Origin of the sequence: Streptomyces sp. DSM 40750, assembly GCF_024612035.1 — a bacterium.
In the GTDB taxonomy this organism is placed as follows: Bacteria; Actinomycetota; Actinomycetes; order Streptomycetales; family Streptomycetaceae; genus Streptomyces.
This window is the reverse complement of the sequence record NZ_CP102513.1, coordinates 8,795,433-8,812,768: the sequence shown is the minus strand read 5'-3', so window position 1 is coordinate 8,812,768 and position 17,336 is coordinate 8,795,433. Positions and strand designations below refer to the sequence as shown.

Sequence of the window (17,336 nt, the reverse complement as noted above, 5' to 3'; positions counted from 1 at the left end):
TCAGACCCCTTCGGACTGCCGGGCGGCCGCGAGGCGGACCGCGTCCATGATCTTCTCGTAGCCGGTGCAGCGGCACAGGTTGCCCGACAGCGCCTCGCGGATGTCCGCGTCGCTCGGGTTCGGGTGGCGCTCCAGCATCTCGTCGGCGGCAACGAGCAGCCCCGGCGTGCAGAACCCGCACTGCACGGCACCGGCGTCGATGAACGCCTGCTGGATCGGGGAGAGTTCGCCGCCCTCACCGGTCTGCGAGTCGGTTCCCTTCGCGGCCCACCCTTTGGCAGCATCGAGCGAAGTCCCGCCCGTACCGGACGTGCCACCCGCGCCGGACGCACAACCGCCGTGCTCCGCACGCTGCTTGGCGAAGTCCGCCAGCCCCTCGACGGTGACGACCTCACGGCCCTCCACCTGTCCGGCGGCGACCAGACACGAACACACCGGTACGCCGTCCAGCCGGACGGTGCACGATCCGCACTCGCCCTGCTCACAGGCGTTCTTCGAACCCGGAAGCCCCAGCCGCTCCCTCAGCACGTACAGCAGGGACTCGCCCTCCCACACGTCGTCGGCTTCCTGCGGACGGCCGTTGACCATGAAATTGACGCGCATTACGCGACACTCCCCTTCTGATTGGTCCGGCCCTCAGTGCCGCGGTACGACTCCCAGGTCCACATCAGCGTGCGGCGGGCCATGACGCCGACCGCGTGGCGGCGGTAGCTCGCGGTGCCCCGGACGTCGTCGATCGGGTTGCAGGCGCCGGCGCACAGGTCCGCGAACTGCTTGGCGACCGACGGGGTGATGATCCTGCCGTTGTCCCAGAAGCCGCCCTCGTCGAGCGCCGCGTTCAGGAACTCCTCGGCGGCCTTGGCCCGGACGGGGGTCGGCGCGGCGGAGCCGATGCCGGTACGGACGGTGCGCGACGACGGGTGCAGGGCCAGTCCGAAGGCGCACACGGCGATGACCATGGCGTTGCGCGTGCCGACCTTCGAGTACTGCTGCGGGCCGTCCGCCTTGGTGATGTGCACGGCACGGATCAGCTCGTCCGGCGCGAGGGCGTTGCGCTTGACGCCGGTGTAGAAGTCGTCGATGGGGATGAGCCGGGATCCCCGTACGGACTCGGCCTCGACCTGGGCGCCCGCCGCGAGGAGGGCCGGGTGGGCGTCGCCGGCCGGGGAGGCGGTGCCGAGGTTGCCGCCGACGCCGCCGCGGTTGCGGATCTGCGGGGAGGCGACCGTGTGCGAGGCCAGGGCGAGGCCGGGCAGCTCGGGACGGAGGTGCTCCATGATCCGGGTGTACGGGACGGACGCGCCCAGGCGAACCGTTTCCTCGCCGACCTCCCACTCGGAGAGTTCGCCGATGCGGTTCAGGTCGAGCAGGTACTCGGGCCGACGATGGTCGAAGTTGATCTCGACCATCACATCGGTGCCGCCGGCGATCGGCACAGCGGTGGGGTGCTCGGCCTTCGCGGCGAGCGCCTCCTCCCAGCTGGCGGGGCGAAGGAAGTCCATTGACCGGCTCTCTTCTTCGTCTTGTGGTCGTTCCGTTTGAGCCAGATCGTGTGCGGCGGGCCCGGCTCGTCATGTGCTGTTCACGGGTATCGAGCTTCAGTACACAGCGCCCTCCTCCACCCCGGTCAGTCACGGAAAACATGAAGGAGTTGGCTGGCCAGGGGGCACATCTTGTAGATTCGTATGAACGGAGGCCATCAGCAACCTCTTGGTTTTCCGCTGGAAACATCCAGCACACACCCGGGGCCCGGAGAGCGGGATTCCGAAAGTCCCAGGCCACCGCCCTCGATCCGTCCCGGCCTCCGCGACCACCCTCCTCCGGAAGTCCCGGGCACGCTTCCCGGGCGAACCGAACGTTGTTTTCGAGACACCTGAAAACACGACACAAGAACGGCGGCGACGAGAATGCGCCTGCGCGCACTGTTGGACACCGACGCGCTGGGTCTGCGGCTGCTCGGCGGCGAGGACGAGCTGAACCGCACCGTGCGCGGTGTGATGACCACCGACCTCAGGGACCCCAGCCGCTACCTCTCCGGCGGCGAGCTGGTGCTCACGGGCCTCGCCTGGCGCCGCGACGCCGCCGACTCCGAGCCCTTCGTACGGCTCCTGGTCGGCGCCGGGGTCACCGCCCTGGCCGCCGGCGAGGCCGAGCTGGGCGACGTCCCGGAGGATCTCGTCGTGGCCTGTGCCCGGCACCGGCTGCCGCTGTTCGCGGTCAACGAGTCGGTGGCCTTCGCGACGATCACCGAGCACGTCGTACGGCAGGTCTCCGGCGAGCGCGCGGGGGACCTGGCGGCCGTGGTGGACCGCCACCGCCGGATGATGACCTCCGGCCCGGCGGGCGGCGGCCCGGACGTCGTCCTGGACCTGCTCGGCTCCGACCTGGACCTCAGGGCCTGGGTGCTCTCCCCCGCCGGCCGGCTCATCGCGGGCCCCAAGATCGGCGGGCCCGGCCTCCCCGCCGAGCTGTGCGCGCGGCTGTCCGCCGAGCACCTGGCGGCGACCCGCACGGGACGGCGCGGGCCGCACCGCGTGGCCGTCGGCACCACCACGTACTCGCTCTTCCCGATCAGCAGCACGGGCCGCGCGCCCGGCGGGGCCCGTGACGTACGCGAGACGGTGCTGTCCGACTGGCTCCTCGCGGTCGAGGCCGACTCCGGGGACTGGCCCGCCGAGCGGCTCGACCTGCTGCACGGCGTCGCCCAGCTGATCGCGGTCGAGCGGGACCGCCGCGACGCGGCCCGGACGGTACGGCGACGGCTCGCCCAGGAGGTCCTGGAACTGGTGCAGGCGGGAGCCGCCCCAGCCGAGATCGCGGCCCGGCTGCGGGTCGCCGCGCCGGTGCTGCTGCCCGGCCTCGGGGCGGCGCCGCACTGGCAGGTCGTCGTGGCCCGGGTCGAGTGGGACGGCGGAGACGTCGACAGCGGCCCGGTCACCCAGGCTCTCCTGGAGGAGATCCTCGTCGACCCCCTGGCGACCGGCCCCGAGCCCTCGGACCGCATCGCCGTCGCCCACACGGGTGAGGAGGCCATCGCCCTCGTCCCTCTCCCGGCGGTCTCCTCGGAGCACGACGGCCGCGAGTCCGGCATCCACGCCGACATGCTCCTCGCGACCGTGCGGGAGCCGCTGACCGCCGGCCTCGACGGCGACGGGCGGCTCACCGTCGGCGTCAGCGCGGGCGTGCACTCGGCCGAGGGGCTGCGCGGCGCTCTGGAGGAGGCCCGGCACGCCCGCCGGGTGGCGGCGGCCCGCTCCGGCCGGGTGTGCGCGGCCGGCCACCAGGAGCTCGCCTCGCACGTCCTGCTCCTGCCCTTCGTCCCCGACGACGTACGCCGCGCCTTCACGGCCCGTCTCCTCGACCCCCTGCGCGACTACGACCGCCGGCACCGCGCCGAGCTGATCCCCACCCTGGAGGCGTTCCTGGAGTGCGACGGCTCCTGGACGCGCTGCGCGGCGCGCCTCCACCTGCACGTCAACACGCTGCGATACCGGGTGGGCCGCATCGAGCAGTTGACGAGCCGGGACCTCTCCCGGCTGGAGGACAAGCTGGACTTCTTCCTGGCGCTGCGCATGAGTTGAGGTCATGGGGTGGTGCGGGCGGCACACGTCGCTCGCACCACGTGCGCTCTGTCCGCCGGCTACGGCATCGAGGTCGCGTCCGCCCTGTGGGCGCGGGACCGATGAAACGGGCCCCACACCGGGGAGACGCCGGTGACACCGGCCTGATCGACGCCGGCCACAACCGTGTCCCCGGGTGAACCGGTTCGCGCCTTCCAAGGGCTCACAGATTCGCGTCGCAAGGGTAGCGCAAGTGAAAAGTTTCACACACCCTCTTGGCCGCGCCCTGTGATCCGTGCTGAGATGCGGCCACCACTCAAAGCTCAAAGGCGTGCTCGGGGAGGGCAACGTGGCGCATACCGCCATGTCTGGTAACGGAACGACCGCCGGTGACGATCCACTCCAGACCGCGGTATGGCGGCTGCGCTCACGCGCCTGCTGGGTCGACGCGGCTGCCCTCATCGAGCCCGTCAGCCCACAGGCCTCGCTCCAGCGCACCGCGCTGCTCGTCGAGCGCTGTCTCTACACCGAGCAGGGCTGGGAGGAGGCCGAGGACGCGCTGCGCACGGCCGAGGCGCAGGCCCAGAGCGACGACGAGCGGGGCGCGGCGGCCTGTGAACGCGGCCAACTGGCTTACGCGGCCACGCTGCTCGGCGTCCGCGACCGCGCCGACGAGGCGCGGGCCGCGCTCGGCCGGGCGGCGGCCCTGATCGCCCCCGGCGCGCCGGGCCGGGCCCTGCTCGACTTCCGCCGGGGCGTCCTCGCCGAGAACCTCGCCCACTCCCCACAGGCCGCCCGCGCCGCCTACCGCCGCGCCCACGCCGGCGCCACCGCCCACGGCGATCTGCTCCTGCAGTCCTTCACCTGGCGTCACCTCGCCGGACTGGCCCTGCGTGACGGGGAGTTGGCCGAGGCCCGCCACGGCTTCGCCGAATCCCTCCGCATCCGCGAGGAACTGGGCTACCTGGTCGGCACCGCCCCCGCGCTCGTCTCCCTCGCCGACACCGAATCCGACCCGGAGGCCTCCCGCCTGCGCGAGGAGGCCCGCCGTCTCTTCCGCCTGCTGGGCGGCGTACCGACGTGGCTGGCCCGCCAGTTGGCACCACCGGCGGCGACCGCGTGACTGCCGACAGCTGACGTAGGTGGTTGTTCGCCTGCGGGTGGCTGGAGACTGGTGGCGCGGTTCCCCGCACCCCTGAAGGACGACGGCCCCGCGGGTCGAGAAACACGGGGCGCAGCCCCCCGCTTTTCAGGGGCGCGGGGAACCGCGCCACCAGCCACAGCCGACCGGCCGCCACAAACGCGTCACCAGCCCTACGGCGCTGATCCGGCCCTCAGCCCACCGTGCCGAAATGCTTCTCCACGAGACAGCACGCCGCTTCCAGGTCCTGCGCCACCAACGCGTCCAGCAGGGCGATGTGCTCGGCGGCGTCAGCCATCAGTTCGACTCGGCCGCCACTGCCCATTCCGCCCAGGTGGCCGACAGCGTGCGGAAGTTGCGTACGCCGATGCAGATCATCCGCGATCTGCGTCAGCTGCTCGTTCCCGGCCAGCCCCAGCACCCCCCGGTGGAAGGCCCGGTCCGTCTCCCCGTACGTCGCCCGGCACCCCGCGGACGCGGCCCGCGCCGACTCCTCGGCGAGCGGCCGCAGTTCGGCCCAGCGATCGGCCGGCACCGTATGCGTGAGCCGCATGATCACCGGCACCTGGAGCAGTGCCCGCACCTCCGCCAGCTCGGCCAGCTCCCGGGCGCCCCGCCGTACGACACGGAACCCCCGGTTGGGCACGACCTCGACCGCGCCCTCGATGGCCAGTTGCTGCATCGCCTCGCGCACGGGAGTCGCGGAGACCCCGAACTGCTCACCGAGAGCGGGCGCCGAGTACACCTCCCCCGGCGTCAGCTCCCCGCCCGCGAGCGCGGCCCGCAGCGCGTCGAGGATCTGCCCCCGCACGGAGGCCCGCTGGACGACCGGGCGCCCCGGTGCGCGGGGCATGGGGATCGGCGTCTCGCTGTGCGTGTGCTCGCCCCGCGCCGAGTCGGCGACGGGGCCGGTGTCGGGGCGTACCGCCGCCGTGCCCTCCCCGCTATCGGCTTCTCCCCCACTCTCGGCTTCGCTCGAGCGGGGGGACCCCCATGAGCGGGGGGACCCCCATGAGCGGGAGGTACTCCCGTCCGCCGCGATGCCCCGCTCCCGGTCGACGTCCGCGACTCCGGGCTGGGCCGGCACACGGTAGGCGGACGCCGGACGGGCGGCGGCGTCCGGCGCACTCGCGGCCGCGGCCTGGCGCGAGCGAGGTCCGGCCTGCTCCACGGGTTCTCCTCCGAGCCGAGTCGTGTGTCGAGTACCGCGGCCGACTGGGTCCAGCCGACTGGGTACATGGGGGCGCTTAGTCACTACTGGGGTTGTTACCGGTCGTAAAGCACCATAGGCGCACATGCCCTCAGTTCAAACCTCGACCACCTCGGGTAAGGTGAGCCTTACCTGGCAGCGATGGTGAAACGGCGGTCTCCGTATGCCCCAGTCAGCACCGGCACCGGCCTGCACTGCGCGCACGTCGCCCGTGACGGCCGCGTACGCCCGCCTGACCGAGGTCCTGCCGGTGATGAGCGTGACAGAACTCTCCCCCATGGATCCATTGCCCGATGGTGAGGGGTGGGTCTCCGCCGCCGGGCTCGCGGCGGCCGGGCCCGAGCTCGACGCGTTCCTCGCGTGGGACGAGGCCCAGATACTGCGGGACCACGGCAGGCGGGGCCGCCCGGACGTCGTGGCGACCTTCGGACTGCACCGCTACTCCTGGTACGCCTGCCTGCTCTTCACGGTCCCCTGGTTCCTGCAGCGCCGGGTGCCGCGCTTCCCCGCCGAGCACGTCGCGTTCCAGCGCGAGCAGAGCCGGCTGGCGGTACGGGGCGAAACGTTCAGCTGTCTGCCGGGCGATCCGGCGGCCGGTGAGCCGGGTGCCCGGGTGGTCCCGGACGAGGAGGCACTGCGGGCCGAGGTACGGGCGGCGTTCGCCGAGCACATAGAACCGGTCCTCGGCGGCTTCGGCCCGAGGATGCGGCGGCGTGGCCGCGCACTGTGGGGCATGGCGACCGACGAGATCGTCGAGGGCATCTGGTACATCGCCGAACTCCTCGGCGCGGACGAGCAGGAGCGCTGCCGGCGCGAGCTGGAGCTGTTACTGCCGGGCGCGACCCGGCCGTACGTGGGGGCCGCCGGCTTCCGTGAACTGACCGGCCCCGGCGGAGAGTCGCTGCCCACCCGGGACCGGGCGAGCTGCTGCATGTTCTACACGCTGGCCCCGGAGGACACCTGCGTCACCTGCCCGCGCACCTGCGAGGCGGACCGGATCGCCAAACTGACGGCGCCCGACACCACTTGACGGACCCTCGCGATCGCCGGGGGCCCCCGCCGGGCAGCCCCCCGGCGATCGCCCGCGGCATGTGCCCTAAGATCAACTCCGAGTGGGACCCTCGTTGGGTTACAGGTGGTTCACAAATTCCTCACTTGTCGCAGGAACTTTCCGTGGAACCACCCGAACAGGTAATCTCACTCGCACTCAACTCCGTCCCTCGCGCGGTAGTTCGAGCAGAATGCCGCCTGGCGTCACTCATTGCACTTCTTTGGCGGTCTCTTGCCCCGAAACCCCCTGAGGGCCGCGAGGATTGGGCCAATATGGCGGGCGTTACGCCCTATCCCAATGCAAGGGACCCCTGATGAGATTGACCGACATATCGCTGAACTGGCTGCTTCCGGGCGCCGTACTGCTCCTGGGCATGCTGGCGGCGGTTGCGGTGCTCGCGCGCGGCAAGCGCTCCGGGGAGCACGCGAAGACCGAGGATTCGTGGGAACGCAGTGAGGAGCGCCGCCGGCGCAAGGAGGCCCTCTACGCCACGGCCTCCTACATCCTCCTCTTCTGCTGTGCCGCGGTCGCCGCCGCGCTCTCCTTCCGCGGCCTGGTCGGCTTCGGCGAGCAGAACCTTGGCCTCAGCAACGGGTGGCAGTACCTGGTTCCGTTCGGCCTGGACGGTGCCGCCATGTTCTGCTCGGTGCTCGCGGTGCGCGAGGCCAGCCACGGTGACGCGGCCCTCGGATCCCGCATACTCGTATGGACGTTCGCCGGTGCGGCGGCCTGGTTCAACTGGGTGCACGCGCCCAGGGGCCTCGGCCACGACGGCGCCCCGCAGTTCTTCGCCGGCATGTCCATGTCCGCGGCGGTGCTCTTCGACCGCGCGCTGAAGCAGACCCGCCGGGCCGCACTGCGCGAGCAGGGCCTGGTGCCGCGTCCGCTGCCGCAGATCCGCATCGTCCGCTGGCTGCGGGCCCCGCGCGAGACGTACAAGGCCTGGTCGCTGATGCTCCTGGAGGGTGTGCGCAGCCTGGACGAGGCCGTGGACGAGGTGCGCGAGGACAAGCGGATCAAGGAAGAGAACCGGACGCGCAAGCGCGAGCAGGAGCGTCTGGAGCGTGCCCACCTCAAGGCCATCAGCCGGGGCCACCGGGGTCTGCCCGGTCGTGGCGGCGGTGGCGGTGGCGGGCGCCAGGTGGACACCACCGTGGAGCGCGTGCCCGCGGCTCAGGTCGCCTCGGAGCCTGCCATATCGACGCCGGAACAACTGCCCGTACGTTCGCGTCCCTCCCTGCAGCCCGTACGTAACGGCTCTGACAAGTCGTACACCGTCGACCTCACCGCGGAGGACGACACCATGGCTCTGCCACGGCTCGACTCCCTGGAGCGCAAGCTCAAGGACCTTGAGCAGCAGTTCGGCTGATCCCGAACCGCACATCGGACAGGGGCGCGGCATGATGCCGCGCCCCTGTCCGTTTCACGTTCGGCGTCCTCTTCCGGCGCGGGCCCGGCTGTCGCTACGTCAGCCCGCCGTCGAGGTCGAACCACACCGCCTTGCCCACGCCGTGCGCCCGTACCCCCCAGGCGTCGGCGAGGGACTGCACGAGGAGGAGGCCGCGTCCGTGGGTGCCGTCGTCGGCGTTCGGCATCCGGGGTTTGGGCCTGCGTCCCACGAAGTCCCGCACCTCCACGTGGAGTCCGCGCGGTGAGACGGTGGCGGTCAGCACCGCGTCATGGTCGGTGTGGATGAGCGCGTTGGTGACCAGCTCGCTCGTCAGCAGTTCCGCTATCTCCGATCTTCCCGGCCGCCCCCATTGCCGTAGCAGCTCCCGCAGGGCTCTACGGGCCTCGGGCACCGCCCTCAGGTCGGCCCGCCCGAGTCTGCGCCTGAGCTGTCCGGCACCGGACTGGTCCGTCCCGTTGTCGGTCGCTTCCCCCACCACTTCCGCCGAGGAGGCCCCGATCGCCATGGGACCGCTCCCTCGCGCCTGCCTCTTCATGACCCCCGCCCACACGCCGATGACGAATCCCCTCCTGCTCGCACATGTACACGGGAATCCATGCCCCGTCCGGAACACGGCACTCATGTCGAATCGTCAACGACCCTCCGTACGCTTTCAAACGCACAGAGTCAAGCCAGCTATCAGTATCTTGCGAGAGCGCTTCCCACCCCGGAAAACCACCGCACACGCCGACGAACCCGACACCCCCCGGCTCGGGACGACCCCGGTCCGATCCTGGCCGTCGCGCCCAACTGCCCATGCGGGGCTGCCGATCCGGCCGTATACCACCGGGGCACGGCTGCCGTGCGCGCACGGCGTCCGCCGCCCGAGACAGAACACGCCCCCCGATGATGTTGATTGGCCGGAACCCTGCGTCCGGTACAGGCCAACCTGCCGCCGGGTGCGGCTGGTTGACGCCTGTCCCTGTCGGACGTGGCCGCCGTCAGGCCTCCCACACGGCGGCGGCCGTACGGTCGTCGGCGTAGCCCTTGACCCTCACCTGGGCGTCGGCGAGGAAAGCGGCGAGGCCGGGCGGCTCGGCGGCTCCCCAACGGGCCGCGAGATGCTCGGCGAGCGGGGCCTCTCCGCGCAGGGGTTCGGCCAGACCACCGGTGCACAGCAGCAGGACGTCGTTCTCGCGGGCGACGGAGGCCCGGAAGCGGAAGGGTTCACGGGGTGGCATGGGGGCGGGTTCGTACGGACTCGGGGGTGTCGTGATGCCGAGGTCCATGGTGAGGCGGTCGCCGTCCGGGGTCTCGTGCGGCAGCGATCCGAAGCCGACCACCGGAGCGCCCGCCGTGTCCGCGACCCGGGGCTCTATGTCCTGCCACTCCCTCTCCCGCAGCCGGAACAGTCCACCGGCACCGACCCCGAAGAACACGCGCGTACGGCACCGGGGGTCGGCCGGGAGCAGCAGACAGCGCAGGCTCGCCGTGTACTCCTCCGGGTCGAGCCCCTGCTCGACGGCGCTGGCGCGCAGTTTGCCGAGACTGCGGTCGGTGAGCCGGTGCAGCCCGGACTTGAGGTCGCCGCGCCGGCCCGCCTGGATGTCCTCCACCAGCCGAGTGTGGCTGAGCCCCACGGCCCGCCCGATCCACCGGCACGCCTCCGCGGCCGCGCGGTGTGCCCCCGGCGTGACCCGGGCACCGGTCGCCATGGCCACCAGCACCAGCGCCTGCTCGCCCGTCCCGAAACGGGCGGTCAGGAGCGCGTCCCGGCGCGGCTCGCCCCGGTAGCGCGCCGAGTCCCCGCGCAGCGACGCCGCCCGCAGCGTGCACGCCCCGTAACGCGCCCCGTCCAGCACCGTGTCCGCGACCAGATCCCCCAGATCCTCCGGATCCGCCGCCGGCAACGCGGTCGGCTCCGCGTCGTACGTGGGCGGCCCGGACCCCACGTAGTCGACCCGCACCCGCTGGCTGCCGGTGACCAGGGTGATCTCCTGCGCCTGGAGGGTGGGGAGGTCGAGCTGGGTGGACGGCCGGGCGTCGGAGGGCTCGGCGTCGGAAGGCGGGGACGAGGGCGAGGCCGACGAGGCTGCGGCGTCGGGCGAGGCGTCGGCCAAGGCCGCCGGGCCGCCGGTCCCGCGCGGCTCCCGGGTGAGCGGCGTGGGCCCGGGCGGGAAGGTCAGGGGGCCCGTCGGCTGGGCGGGCGGTGGTTCCCAGGGGGCGCGCTGCGGGGTGAGGCCGCTGCGGCGCAGGGCGTCGGGGCCGGCCTCCGGGGGTGAGGCGGGTTTCGGGGAGCCGCCGGGTCGGCTGCCACGGTCGCCTTGCCCGGCTGGACCGCCACGATCGCCCCCGCCACGATCGCCCCCACCGCGGTCGGCTTGCCCGCCAGGGCCACCGCCGTCGGCCTGCCCACTGAAGCCCCCACCGTCGGCCCGCCCGGCGCGACCGCCACCGTCGGCCTGCCCGCCAGGGCCACCGCCGTCGGCCTGCCCACCGAAGCCCCCACCGTCGGCCCGCCCGGCGCGACCGCCACCGTCGGCCTGCCCGCCAGGGCCACCGCCGTCGGCCTGCCCACCGAAGCCCCCACCGTCGGCCCGCCCGGCGCGACCGCCACCGTCGGCCTGCCCGCCAGGGCCACCGCCGTCGGCCTGCCCACCGAAGCCCCCACCGTCGGCCCGCCCGGCGCGACCGCCACCGTCGGCCTGCCCGCCAGGGCCACCGCCGTCGGCCTGCCCACCGAAGCCCCCACCGTCGGCCCGCCCGGCGCGACCGCCACCGTCGGCCTGCCCGCCAGGGCCACCGCCGTCGGCCTCTCCGCCGGCTCGACCGGCCTCACCCGCCGCACCAAGTCCCTCTGCCCGGCTCCACCCGCCGAGTCCGCCCGACGTTCCTTGGGAGGGCACCCGGTCCGAGAGGCCACCCGGGTTGGCCGACGCGGAACCCGGGGTGTCCTGGGCTCCACGCGGTCCGCCCGGCCCGCCCTGCCTGTTCGACCCGCCGCCCGACCCGCCCCTGGCGTCCGACGCACCCGCCACGGCTCCCCAGGCCCCCGAGGTACCCGGCACCGCGCTCCAGGCACCCCCTCGACCCGACGCACCCGATGGGCTCGACGCACCCGATGGGCTCGACGCACCCGGCGTGCTCGTCGGCGGCGTCGGGTTCCTCGGATTCCTCGGGTTCGTCGGTGGCTTCCCGACCGTGTCCGCCGCCGAGGCGAAGCGGTCGTCGAGGGAATCGGCCGCGACCGAGGGGCCCGTGTCCCCCTTGGAGTCGTCGTACAACTGCCGCCACCAGTCGTCCTCGTGACCGGTCGGCCTCTCCCCCTGCTGGCTCATGCCCCCAATTGTCCACCTCAGGAGCCGTATGAAAACGGGGCATCCGGAAAATCGGCCCGCGGAGCCGACGACCTCACGGCGTGTCGGACTACACGTCGAACTCCGGTGCGAGGCAAGGGAGTCGAGGGACAGGTGGGGACCGGAAGGGTTCGGAGGATCGTCCGAAGTCGCCTGGGCTTGCGAAACGGCCCGGACGGCCCGACGGAACGAGACCGCCGGGCGGTGCCACCCCCCACAGGAGAAACCGCCCGGCGGCGCCGGATGACCGGGGGCGCGGTGCGGGCGCGTGGGCCGGTCGGCCCGAGTGTGAGGCATGTTCCTGGGATTCCGCTGTGCGACCCCGCCGACCAGTGCGGTGCGCGGTGCGGTGATGATGTGCCGAGGTGGAAGTGCGCCGGGAGGGGCACTGCAACGGGAGAGGCACGGCAAGGGGAGGGCGTCGCCGCATGCTGGGAGCGATCGGTCTCGACGAGACGCACGAGTCGGCGTACCGGGCCCTGGTGTCCGTGGGCGCCGCCGACCTACCGGACCTGGCGCGTCGACTCACGCTCGGGGAGCACGACACCGAGCGCGCGCTGCGCCGGCTGGAGCGGCACGGTCTCGCGGCCCAGTCCTCCGCGCGCCCGGGCCGCTGGGTGGCCGCGCCGCCCGGCGTGGCCCTGGGCGCGCTGCTCACCCAGCAGCGGCACGAGCTGGAGAAGGCCGAGCTGGCGGCGGCGATTCTCGCCGAGGAGTACCGGGCGAGCGCGGCCGAGCCCGCCGCCCACGACCTGGTCGAGGTGGTGATCGGCTCGGCCGCCATAGCGCAGCGCTTCCTGCAGCTCCAGCTCGGCGCCACGGAGGAGGTCTGCGCCATGGTCACCGGCGCTCCGATCGCGGTCTCCGGGCCGGAGAACAACCCCGCCGAGGAGCAGGCCACCGGCCGGGGTGTCGGCTACCGCGTGGTGGTCGAGCGCGCCGTCCTGGACGAGGACAGCGGGCTCACCGAGCTGTCCGCCGCGCTGGGCCGGGAGGAGCGGGTGCGGGTGATGGACGAGGTGCCGACGAAGCTGGTCATCGCCGACCGGACGCTCGCGATGGTCCCCCTCACCACGCACACCGCCGAGCCCGCCGCGCTCGTCGTCCACGCGAGCGGTCTGCTGGAGCTGCTGTCCGGCCTGTTCGAGTCGGTGTGGCGGCAGGCTCTGCCGCTGCGGCTCGGCGCCGGATCCGTCACCGAGGAAGTACCGGACGGCCCCGACGACACCGATCTGGAAATCCTCTCCCTGCTGCTGGCCGGCATGACCGACGCGAGCGTCGCCAAACAGCTCGACCTGGGCCTGAGGACCGTACAGCGCCGGGTGAAACGCCTGATGGAGCTGACCGGTGTGACGACCCGGCTGCAGTTGGGCTGGCACGCGTACGAGCGCGCGTGGGTGACCCGGGACTGATACTGACCTGCGCATTCCCGCGCGGTCCGGCACCCTGGGCAGATGGGAGCGTGGGAACTCCTGCTGGTCGGAGTGGTACTGCTGCTCGGCCTGTGCGGAGTGCTGGTGCCCGGCGTGCCGGGGTCCTGGCTCGTATGGGCCGGGGTCATGTGGTGGGCGCTGGAGGACCCGCGGCCGATCGCCTGGTGGGTCCTCGTGGGCGCCACCGCCGTTCTGCTGCTGTCCCGGGCGATCCGCTGGGGCCTGCCGCCCCGGCGTGTGGCGGAGAGCGGCGCCACCCCCCGAATGGCCGTGTACGCCGGTGTCGGCGCCCTCCTCGGTTTTGTCCTCCTCCCCGTGCTCGGCGCGTTCCCCGGCTTCGTGGGCGGCATCTACCTCTCGGAACGGCTCCGCCTCGGCCGCCACGGCGAGGCGAAGGCCGCGACGCGCACGGCGATGCGCTCGGGCGGGTCGAGTGTCCTGGCGGAGCTGTTCGCGTGTCTGCTGGTCACGGGGGCGTGGGTGGGCGTGGTGTTCGGAGGCTGAGCCGGGCCGGTGGCCGCGGCCCGCACACGGTCACGGGTCAGGGGATCACGTCGGACTGGTCGATCGCTGGAGCAGCCGGTTGCCGGAGACGCCCGCGTTGAGGACGGCGAGCCGACGGTCGGTGGGCAGCGCGCACAGCCGTTCGGCGAGTCGGTCCGGCCGGCGGCGGTCGGCGCCGGGCGGCGAGCCGCTGCCGTTCGTGATCGAGTACGGCTAGAGCACGCCCTCCAGGCCGAGGAGCAGGCGTTTGCGGTCGAGGCCGCCGGCGTACCCCGTGAGGGTGCCGTCCGCGCCGATCACCCGGTGGCAGGGGCGGACGACGAGGAGGGGGTTGGCGCCGATCGCGCCGCCCACGGCCCGGACGGCGGCGCGGGGCGCGCCGATGCGGGCGGCGATGGCACCGTACGTGGTGGTCGCGCCGTACGGGACGTCGTCGAGCGCGGCCCACACCCGCTGCCGGAAGTCGGTGCCCTCACCGCGCAACTCCAGCCGGAACTCCTTGAGTTCACCGGCGAAATAGGCGGCGAGCTGTTCCTCGGCCGCCCGGAAGGGTGCCGGGTCGCGCAGCCAGTCAGCCAGCGGAACCCGGCCGCCCTTCTGCTCAGGCACGGAGAGGGAGGTGAGAGTGCCCGACTCGTCGGCGGTGAGGAGGAGTTGACCGACAGGGCTGTCGACGGTGGTGTAGTACGTCCGTTGTCCGGTGCTCACGACTGAACTCCCTGTACCTGTACGCGCGAAGCCGTGTCCGGCTCCGACTCGTCTGCTGTCCTGAGGTGTTGAAGGGCGTACGACCGCCACGGCCGCCAGGCGTCCGGCACGGTCTCGCCCGGCGGCGCCACGTCCGGGTCGCCGAGGGAGCGGGTGCGGATCGCGGCGACGGTACGGGCGTCCAGGCCGGGCAGCGTACGCAGCGCGGCTTCGGCCTCGTCCCGGTCGGCGCCCACATCGAGGCGTACCCTGCCGTCGGCGAGGGCGGTGGCGAGGGCGCCGAGCGGGCCGTCCGCGCCGGCCAGCGCGGCCGGTTCGGGGAACAGGTGCGTCAGCGTCCCGTGCGGGGCGTCCAGCGCCTTGCCGTACGCCCGGATCAGACGTTCCGCCTCCCCGCGCCCCACGAGCGCCCGTACCGCGAACTCCTCCGGATCGGCCGCTCCGGGTGAGCGCAGCCCCGGCCTGGCGGCGACGAGCGGAGCGAGCCGCGCGTCCTCCCCGAGGCGCTCGTCCACGGCGTAGGGATCCGCGTCGAGATCGAACAGCCGACGCAGCCGCTGTACGGCGGTGGTGAGATCGCGGGGGTCGGTGAGATGGAGCCGGGCGTCGAGCCAGCCGCCGTGGTGGCCGTTGGGGGGCGTCGTCATGGTCCGCCGACCGCCCGTCCGACCGCCCACCCGTCCGTCCGGGCCGGCCGCCATGTGCCCGGGACGACCCCCCGGCCGCCCACCCGAATCCGCCGTCCCACGCCCCGGACGACCGCCCGGCTGCCCGTATGCGGCCGCCCCCGAACGCCCCCGGCGCCCACCCGGTCGTTCGTCGACCTCGGCGATTCCCGTGCCGTACGGCAGTCGGAGAGTGCGTCGATACGTGCGGTGGCCGCGCTCGCCGGTGACTTCCTCGATGCCGGTGACGGCCTCGGCGGCGAGGATGTCGAAGAGTGCGGTGGACCGGTACAAACCCCGGTACGCGAGCCTCAGGGGGATACCGGCGGTCGGCGCGCCGACGGACCGTCGGGGTCTCGCCGCGCGCAGTCCGCTGGGAGTCATGGCGTACACCGCCCTGATCGTGTCGTTGAACTGGCGCACGCTGGCGAAGCCCGCCCCGAAGGCGATCTCGGTGACCGGCAGTCCGGTGGTCTGGAGGAGAACACGCGCGGTGTGGGCCCGCTGGGCGCGGGCCAGTGCGACGGGGCCGGCCCCGACCTCGGCGGTGAGCTGCCGCTGGACCTGGCGTGCGCTGTATCCCAGTCGCGCGGCCAGGCCGGCGACGCCCTCCCGGTCGACGACACCGTCCCCGATGAGCCGCATGGCCCGGCCCACGGCGTCCGCGCGGACGTTCCACTCGGCCGATCCGGGCACGGCGTCCGGCCGGCACCGCCGGCAGGCCCGGAAACCGGCGCCCTGGGCGGCGGCCGCGGTCGCGTAGAAGCGGACGTTCTCCCGTTTCGGCGTCACCGCCGGGCAGCTCGGCCGGCAGTAGATACCGGTCGTCTCGACCGCGAAGAAGAACTCCCCGTCGAACCGCCCGTCCCGGCTCCGTACGGCCTCGTACCTGGTGTCCTCGTTCTCCCGCATGCGTCCAGTCTCGGCCACGAGGACGCACTCGGCTGGCGGGATTCGGACATGGTTCTCCGCGCCCGCCGTGGAGCTCGGCCGGGCGGCGGCCGTTCCCCGCGCCCTGAAGCGGCGCGGGGAACGGCGCGACGAGCCACAGACGGCCCGCGGGCAAGGCGCCCGCGATGGTTCCCATCGCCGCCGCCCCCGCCGGAGGTCAGCGCAGACCGCCGCGCTTGGCCTCCATCGCCGCGCGCCCCTGCGCGCCCTTCCGCTTCCACTCCTTCCGGATCTCGGCCCGCACGCGGGCGTCGCTCTTCGCCACCATCCGCTGGTTCTCGCGGAGCAGCTTCCGGTAGCTGTCGAGCCGTCGCTCGGGCAGCTCACCGGTCTCGACCGCGCCGAGGACCGCGCAGCCGGGCTCGGCGAGGTGCGCGCAGTCGTGGAAGCGGCAGTCCGCGGCCAGTTCCTCGATCTCGGCGAAAACCTGCCCGACCCCGCTCTCGGCGTCCCAGAGGCCGACGCCGCGCAGCCCGGGTGTGTCGATGAGGACCCCGCCGCCGGGCAGGGCGAGGAGGTTGCGGGTGGTCGTGGTGTGCCGTCCCTTGCCGTCCACGTCGCGGATGGCCCGGACGTCCATGACGTCCTCGCCGAGCAGCGCGTTGGCGAGGGTCGACTTGCCGGCGCCGGACTGGCCGAGCAGCACGGAGGTGCCGCCGGAGAGCACCGCGGCGAGGACGTCGAGGCCCTCGCCGAGGGCGGAGCTGACCGTCAGTACCGCGACGCCGGGCGCGACGGTCTCCACGTCCTGCACCAGATGCGCCAGCGTGGCCGCTTCCGGCACGAGGTCCGCCTTGGTGAGCACGACCACCGGCTGCGCCCCGGACTCCCAGGAGGGTGCCGACGTGTGCAGCGGTGCCTCACCACCCGAACCGGACATGGCCAGCGCCAGGAACCGCTCGATTCGCCCGAGGTCCAGTTCGATCGCGAGCGACACACAGATGACGACGTAATCGATGTTGGTGGCCAGCACCTGCCCCTCGGAGCGCTTGGACGAGGTCGAGCGTACGAAGGCGGTTCGGCGCGGGAGGAGTGTCTGCACGTAGCGCGGGTCGCTGCCTTCAGGATCGACGGCGACCCAGTCCCCCGTGCACACGACCTTCATCGGGTCACGGGGAACGACGAACTCGGTGTCGGCGCGGACGATGCCGGCCGGGGTGATGACGTCGCACAGGCCACGGTCGACTCGTACGACACGGCCGGGCAGGAGGTCCTGCCCGGCGTACGGAACGAACTCCGACTCCCAGTCCGCGTCCCAGCCATACGGAGCGAGCGGGTGTGACGAAGCCGAACTCGAAAGAGAAGAGGAAGACAAGGGGTGACCCTTCACATGGGTGGCCCCGGCACCGCGTACTCGGACGCGGAAA

Annotated in this window: 16 protein-coding genes; 7 read left to right on the top strand and 9 right to left on the bottom strand. The window is 73.0% G+C overall.

The window, feature by feature from the left end; genetic code table 11:
• Positions 1 to 603, bottom strand: coding sequence for a (2Fe-2S)-binding protein (locus JIX55_RS38985; protein WP_257567933.1), 603 nt, complete (start codon positions 601 to 603; stop codon positions 1 to 3).
• Complete coding sequence (locus JIX55_RS38980) at positions 603 to 1,502, bottom strand: FAD binding domain-containing protein (RefSeq protein WP_257567932.1); 900 nt, start codon at positions 1,500 to 1,502, stop codon at positions 603 to 605. Before JIX55_RS38980 ends, JIX55_RS38985 begins: the two co-directional genes overlap by 1 nt.
• A 405-nt stretch (positions 1,503 to 1,907) precedes the next feature.
• Here JIX55_RS38980 and JIX55_RS38975 point away from each other — a divergent pair, with 405 nt between their 5' ends.
• Both JIX55_RS38975 and JIX55_RS38970 read left to right on the top strand, forming a co-directional pair.
• The gene (locus JIX55_RS38975; RefSeq protein WP_257567931.1) at positions 1,908 to 3,581 is read left to right on the top strand and encodes a PucR family transcriptional regulator; all 1,674 of its coding nucleotides are present in this window, start codon (positions 1,908 to 1,910) and stop codon (positions 3,579 to 3,581) included.
• 328 nt (positions 3,582 to 3,909) lie between these two features.
• Positions 3,910 to 4,683 (top strand): hypothetical protein, encoded by a 774-nt coding sequence (locus tag JIX55_RS38970; protein WP_257567930.1) that lies wholly within the window; start codon positions 3,910 to 3,912, stop codon positions 4,681 to 4,683.
• Between the two features lie 211 nt (positions 4,684 to 4,894).
• Here the strand turns inward: JIX55_RS38970 and JIX55_RS38965 are convergent, their stop codons facing one another.
• A complete protein-coding gene (locus JIX55_RS38965; protein WP_257567929.1) occupies positions 4,895 to 5,872 on the bottom strand; it encodes a GntR family transcriptional regulator in 978 nt (325 codons plus the stop codon).
• A gap of 202 nt (positions 5,873 to 6,074) precedes the next feature.
• On the opposite strand from JIX55_RS38965, the gene JIX55_RS38960 reads away from it, so the two are divergent.
• Both JIX55_RS38960 and JIX55_RS38955 read left to right on the top strand, forming a co-directional pair.
• The gene (locus JIX55_RS38960) at positions 6,075 to 6,941 is read left to right on the top strand and encodes a (2Fe-2S)-binding protein (protein WP_257567928.1); all 867 of its coding nucleotides are present in this window, start codon (positions 6,075 to 6,077) and stop codon (positions 6,939 to 6,941) included.
• Between the two features lie 334 nt (positions 6,942 to 7,275).
• Positions 7,276 to 8,331: a DUF2637 domain-containing protein gene (locus JIX55_RS38955; protein ID WP_257567927.1), complete on the top strand. Its 1,056-nt coding sequence runs from the start codon at positions 7,276 to 7,278 to the stop codon at positions 8,329 to 8,331.
• Between the two features lie 94 nt (positions 8,332 to 8,425).
• Here JIX55_RS38955 and JIX55_RS38950 read toward each other — a convergent pair whose 3' ends face one another.
• The 3 genes from JIX55_RS38950 to JIX55_RS38940 form a co-directional block, all read right to left on the bottom strand.
• Positions 8,426 to 8,878, bottom strand: a complete 453-nt coding sequence (locus JIX55_RS38950) for an ATP-binding protein (RefSeq protein WP_257567926.1) — start codon at positions 8,876 to 8,878, stop codon at positions 8,426 to 8,428.
• A gap of 475 nt (positions 8,879 to 9,353) precedes the next feature.
• Complete coding sequence (locus tag JIX55_RS38945) at positions 9,354 to 10,472, bottom strand: protein phosphatase 2C domain-containing protein (RefSeq protein ID WP_443046628.1); 1,119 nt, start codon at positions 10,470 to 10,472, stop codon at positions 9,354 to 9,356.
• 62 nt (positions 10,473 to 10,534) lie between these two features.
• Positions 10,535 to 11,191, bottom strand: coding sequence for a hypothetical protein (locus JIX55_RS38940; protein WP_257569741.1), 657 nt, complete (start codon positions 11,189 to 11,191; stop codon positions 10,535 to 10,537).
• A 110-nt stretch (positions 11,192 to 11,301) separates the two neighbouring features.
• Between JIX55_RS38940 and JIX55_RS51005 the strand changes: the two genes are divergently transcribed.
• The 3 genes from JIX55_RS51005 to JIX55_RS38925 all read left to right on the top strand — a co-directional run bounded on the left by JIX55_RS51005 (position 11,302) and on the right by JIX55_RS38925 (position 13,645).
• Positions 11,302 to 11,661, top strand: a complete 360-nt coding sequence (locus JIX55_RS51005; protein WP_306820074.1) for a hypothetical protein — start codon at positions 11,302 to 11,304, stop codon at positions 11,659 to 11,661.
• Positions 11,662 to 12,136: 475 nt separating this feature from the next.
• Positions 12,137 to 13,120, top strand: a complete 984-nt coding sequence (locus JIX55_RS38930) for a helix-turn-helix transcriptional regulator (RefSeq protein WP_257567925.1) — start codon at positions 12,137 to 12,139, stop codon at positions 13,118 to 13,120.
• A gap of 42 nt (positions 13,121 to 13,162) precedes the next feature.
• Positions 13,163 to 13,645 (top strand): DUF456 domain-containing protein, encoded by a 483-nt coding sequence (locus JIX55_RS38925; protein ID WP_257567924.1) that lies wholly within the window; start codon positions 13,163 to 13,165, stop codon positions 13,643 to 13,645.
• 213 nt (positions 13,646 to 13,858) lie between these two features.
• Here JIX55_RS38925 and JIX55_RS38915 read toward each other — a convergent pair whose 3' ends face one another.
• From JIX55_RS38915 to rsgA, 3 genes are all read right to left on the bottom strand, one after another.
• Entirely contained in the window at positions 13,859 to 14,353 is a 495-nt protein-coding gene (locus JIX55_RS38915; RefSeq protein WP_257567923.1) for a methylated-DNA--[protein]-cysteine S-methyltransferase, read from the bottom strand.
• Positions 14,350 to 15,930, bottom strand: a complete 1,581-nt coding sequence (locus tag JIX55_RS38910; protein ID WP_257567922.1) for a DNA-3-methyladenine glycosylase 2 family protein — start codon at positions 15,928 to 15,930, stop codon at positions 14,350 to 14,352. The genes JIX55_RS38915 and JIX55_RS38910 overlap by 4 nt, the downstream gene beginning before the upstream one ends.
• Positions 15,931 to 16,126: 196 nt before the next feature.
• Complete coding sequence (gene rsgA / locus JIX55_RS38905; RefSeq protein ID WP_257567921.1) at positions 16,127 to 17,284, bottom strand: ribosome small subunit-dependent GTPase A; 1,158 nt, start codon at positions 17,282 to 17,284, stop codon at positions 16,127 to 16,129.
• Positions 17,285 to 17,336 lie beyond the last annotated feature (52 nt).

Excerpts from the sequence above, each read along its gene's own strand:
- JIX55_RS38985 (WP_257567933.1), bottom strand. The coding sequence starts at position 603 with ATGCGCGTCAATTTCATGGTCAACGGCCGTCCGCAGGAAGCCGACGAC.
- JIX55_RS38980 (WP_257567932.1), bottom strand. The coding sequence starts at position 1,502 with ATGGACTTCCTTCGCCCCGCCAGCTGGGAGGAGGCGCTCGCCGCGAAG.
- JIX55_RS38975 (WP_257567931.1), top strand. The coding sequence starts at position 1,908 with ATGCGCCTGCGCGCACTGTTGGACACCGACGCGCTGGGTCTGCGGCTG.
- JIX55_RS38960 (WP_257567928.1), top strand. The coding sequence starts at position 6,075 with ATGCCCCAGTCAGCACCGGCACCGGCCTGCACTGCGCGCACGTCGCCC.
- JIX55_RS38955 (WP_257567927.1), top strand. The coding sequence starts at position 7,276 with ATGAGATTGACCGACATATCGCTGAACTGGCTGCTTCCGGGCGCCGTA.
- JIX55_RS38950 (WP_257567926.1), bottom strand. The coding sequence starts at position 8,878 with ATGGCGATCGGGGCCTCCTCGGCGGAAGTGGTGGGGGAAGCGACCGAC.
- JIX55_RS38930 (WP_257567925.1), top strand. The coding sequence starts at position 12,137 with ATGCTGGGAGCGATCGGTCTCGACGAGACGCACGAGTCGGCGTACCGG.
- JIX55_RS38925 (WP_257567924.1), top strand. The coding sequence starts at position 13,163 with ATGGGAGCGTGGGAACTCCTGCTGGTCGGAGTGGTACTGCTGCTCGGC.
- JIX55_RS38910 (WP_257567922.1), bottom strand. The coding sequence starts at position 15,930 with ATGCGGGAGAACGAGGACACCAGGTACGAGGCCGTACGGAGCCGGGAC.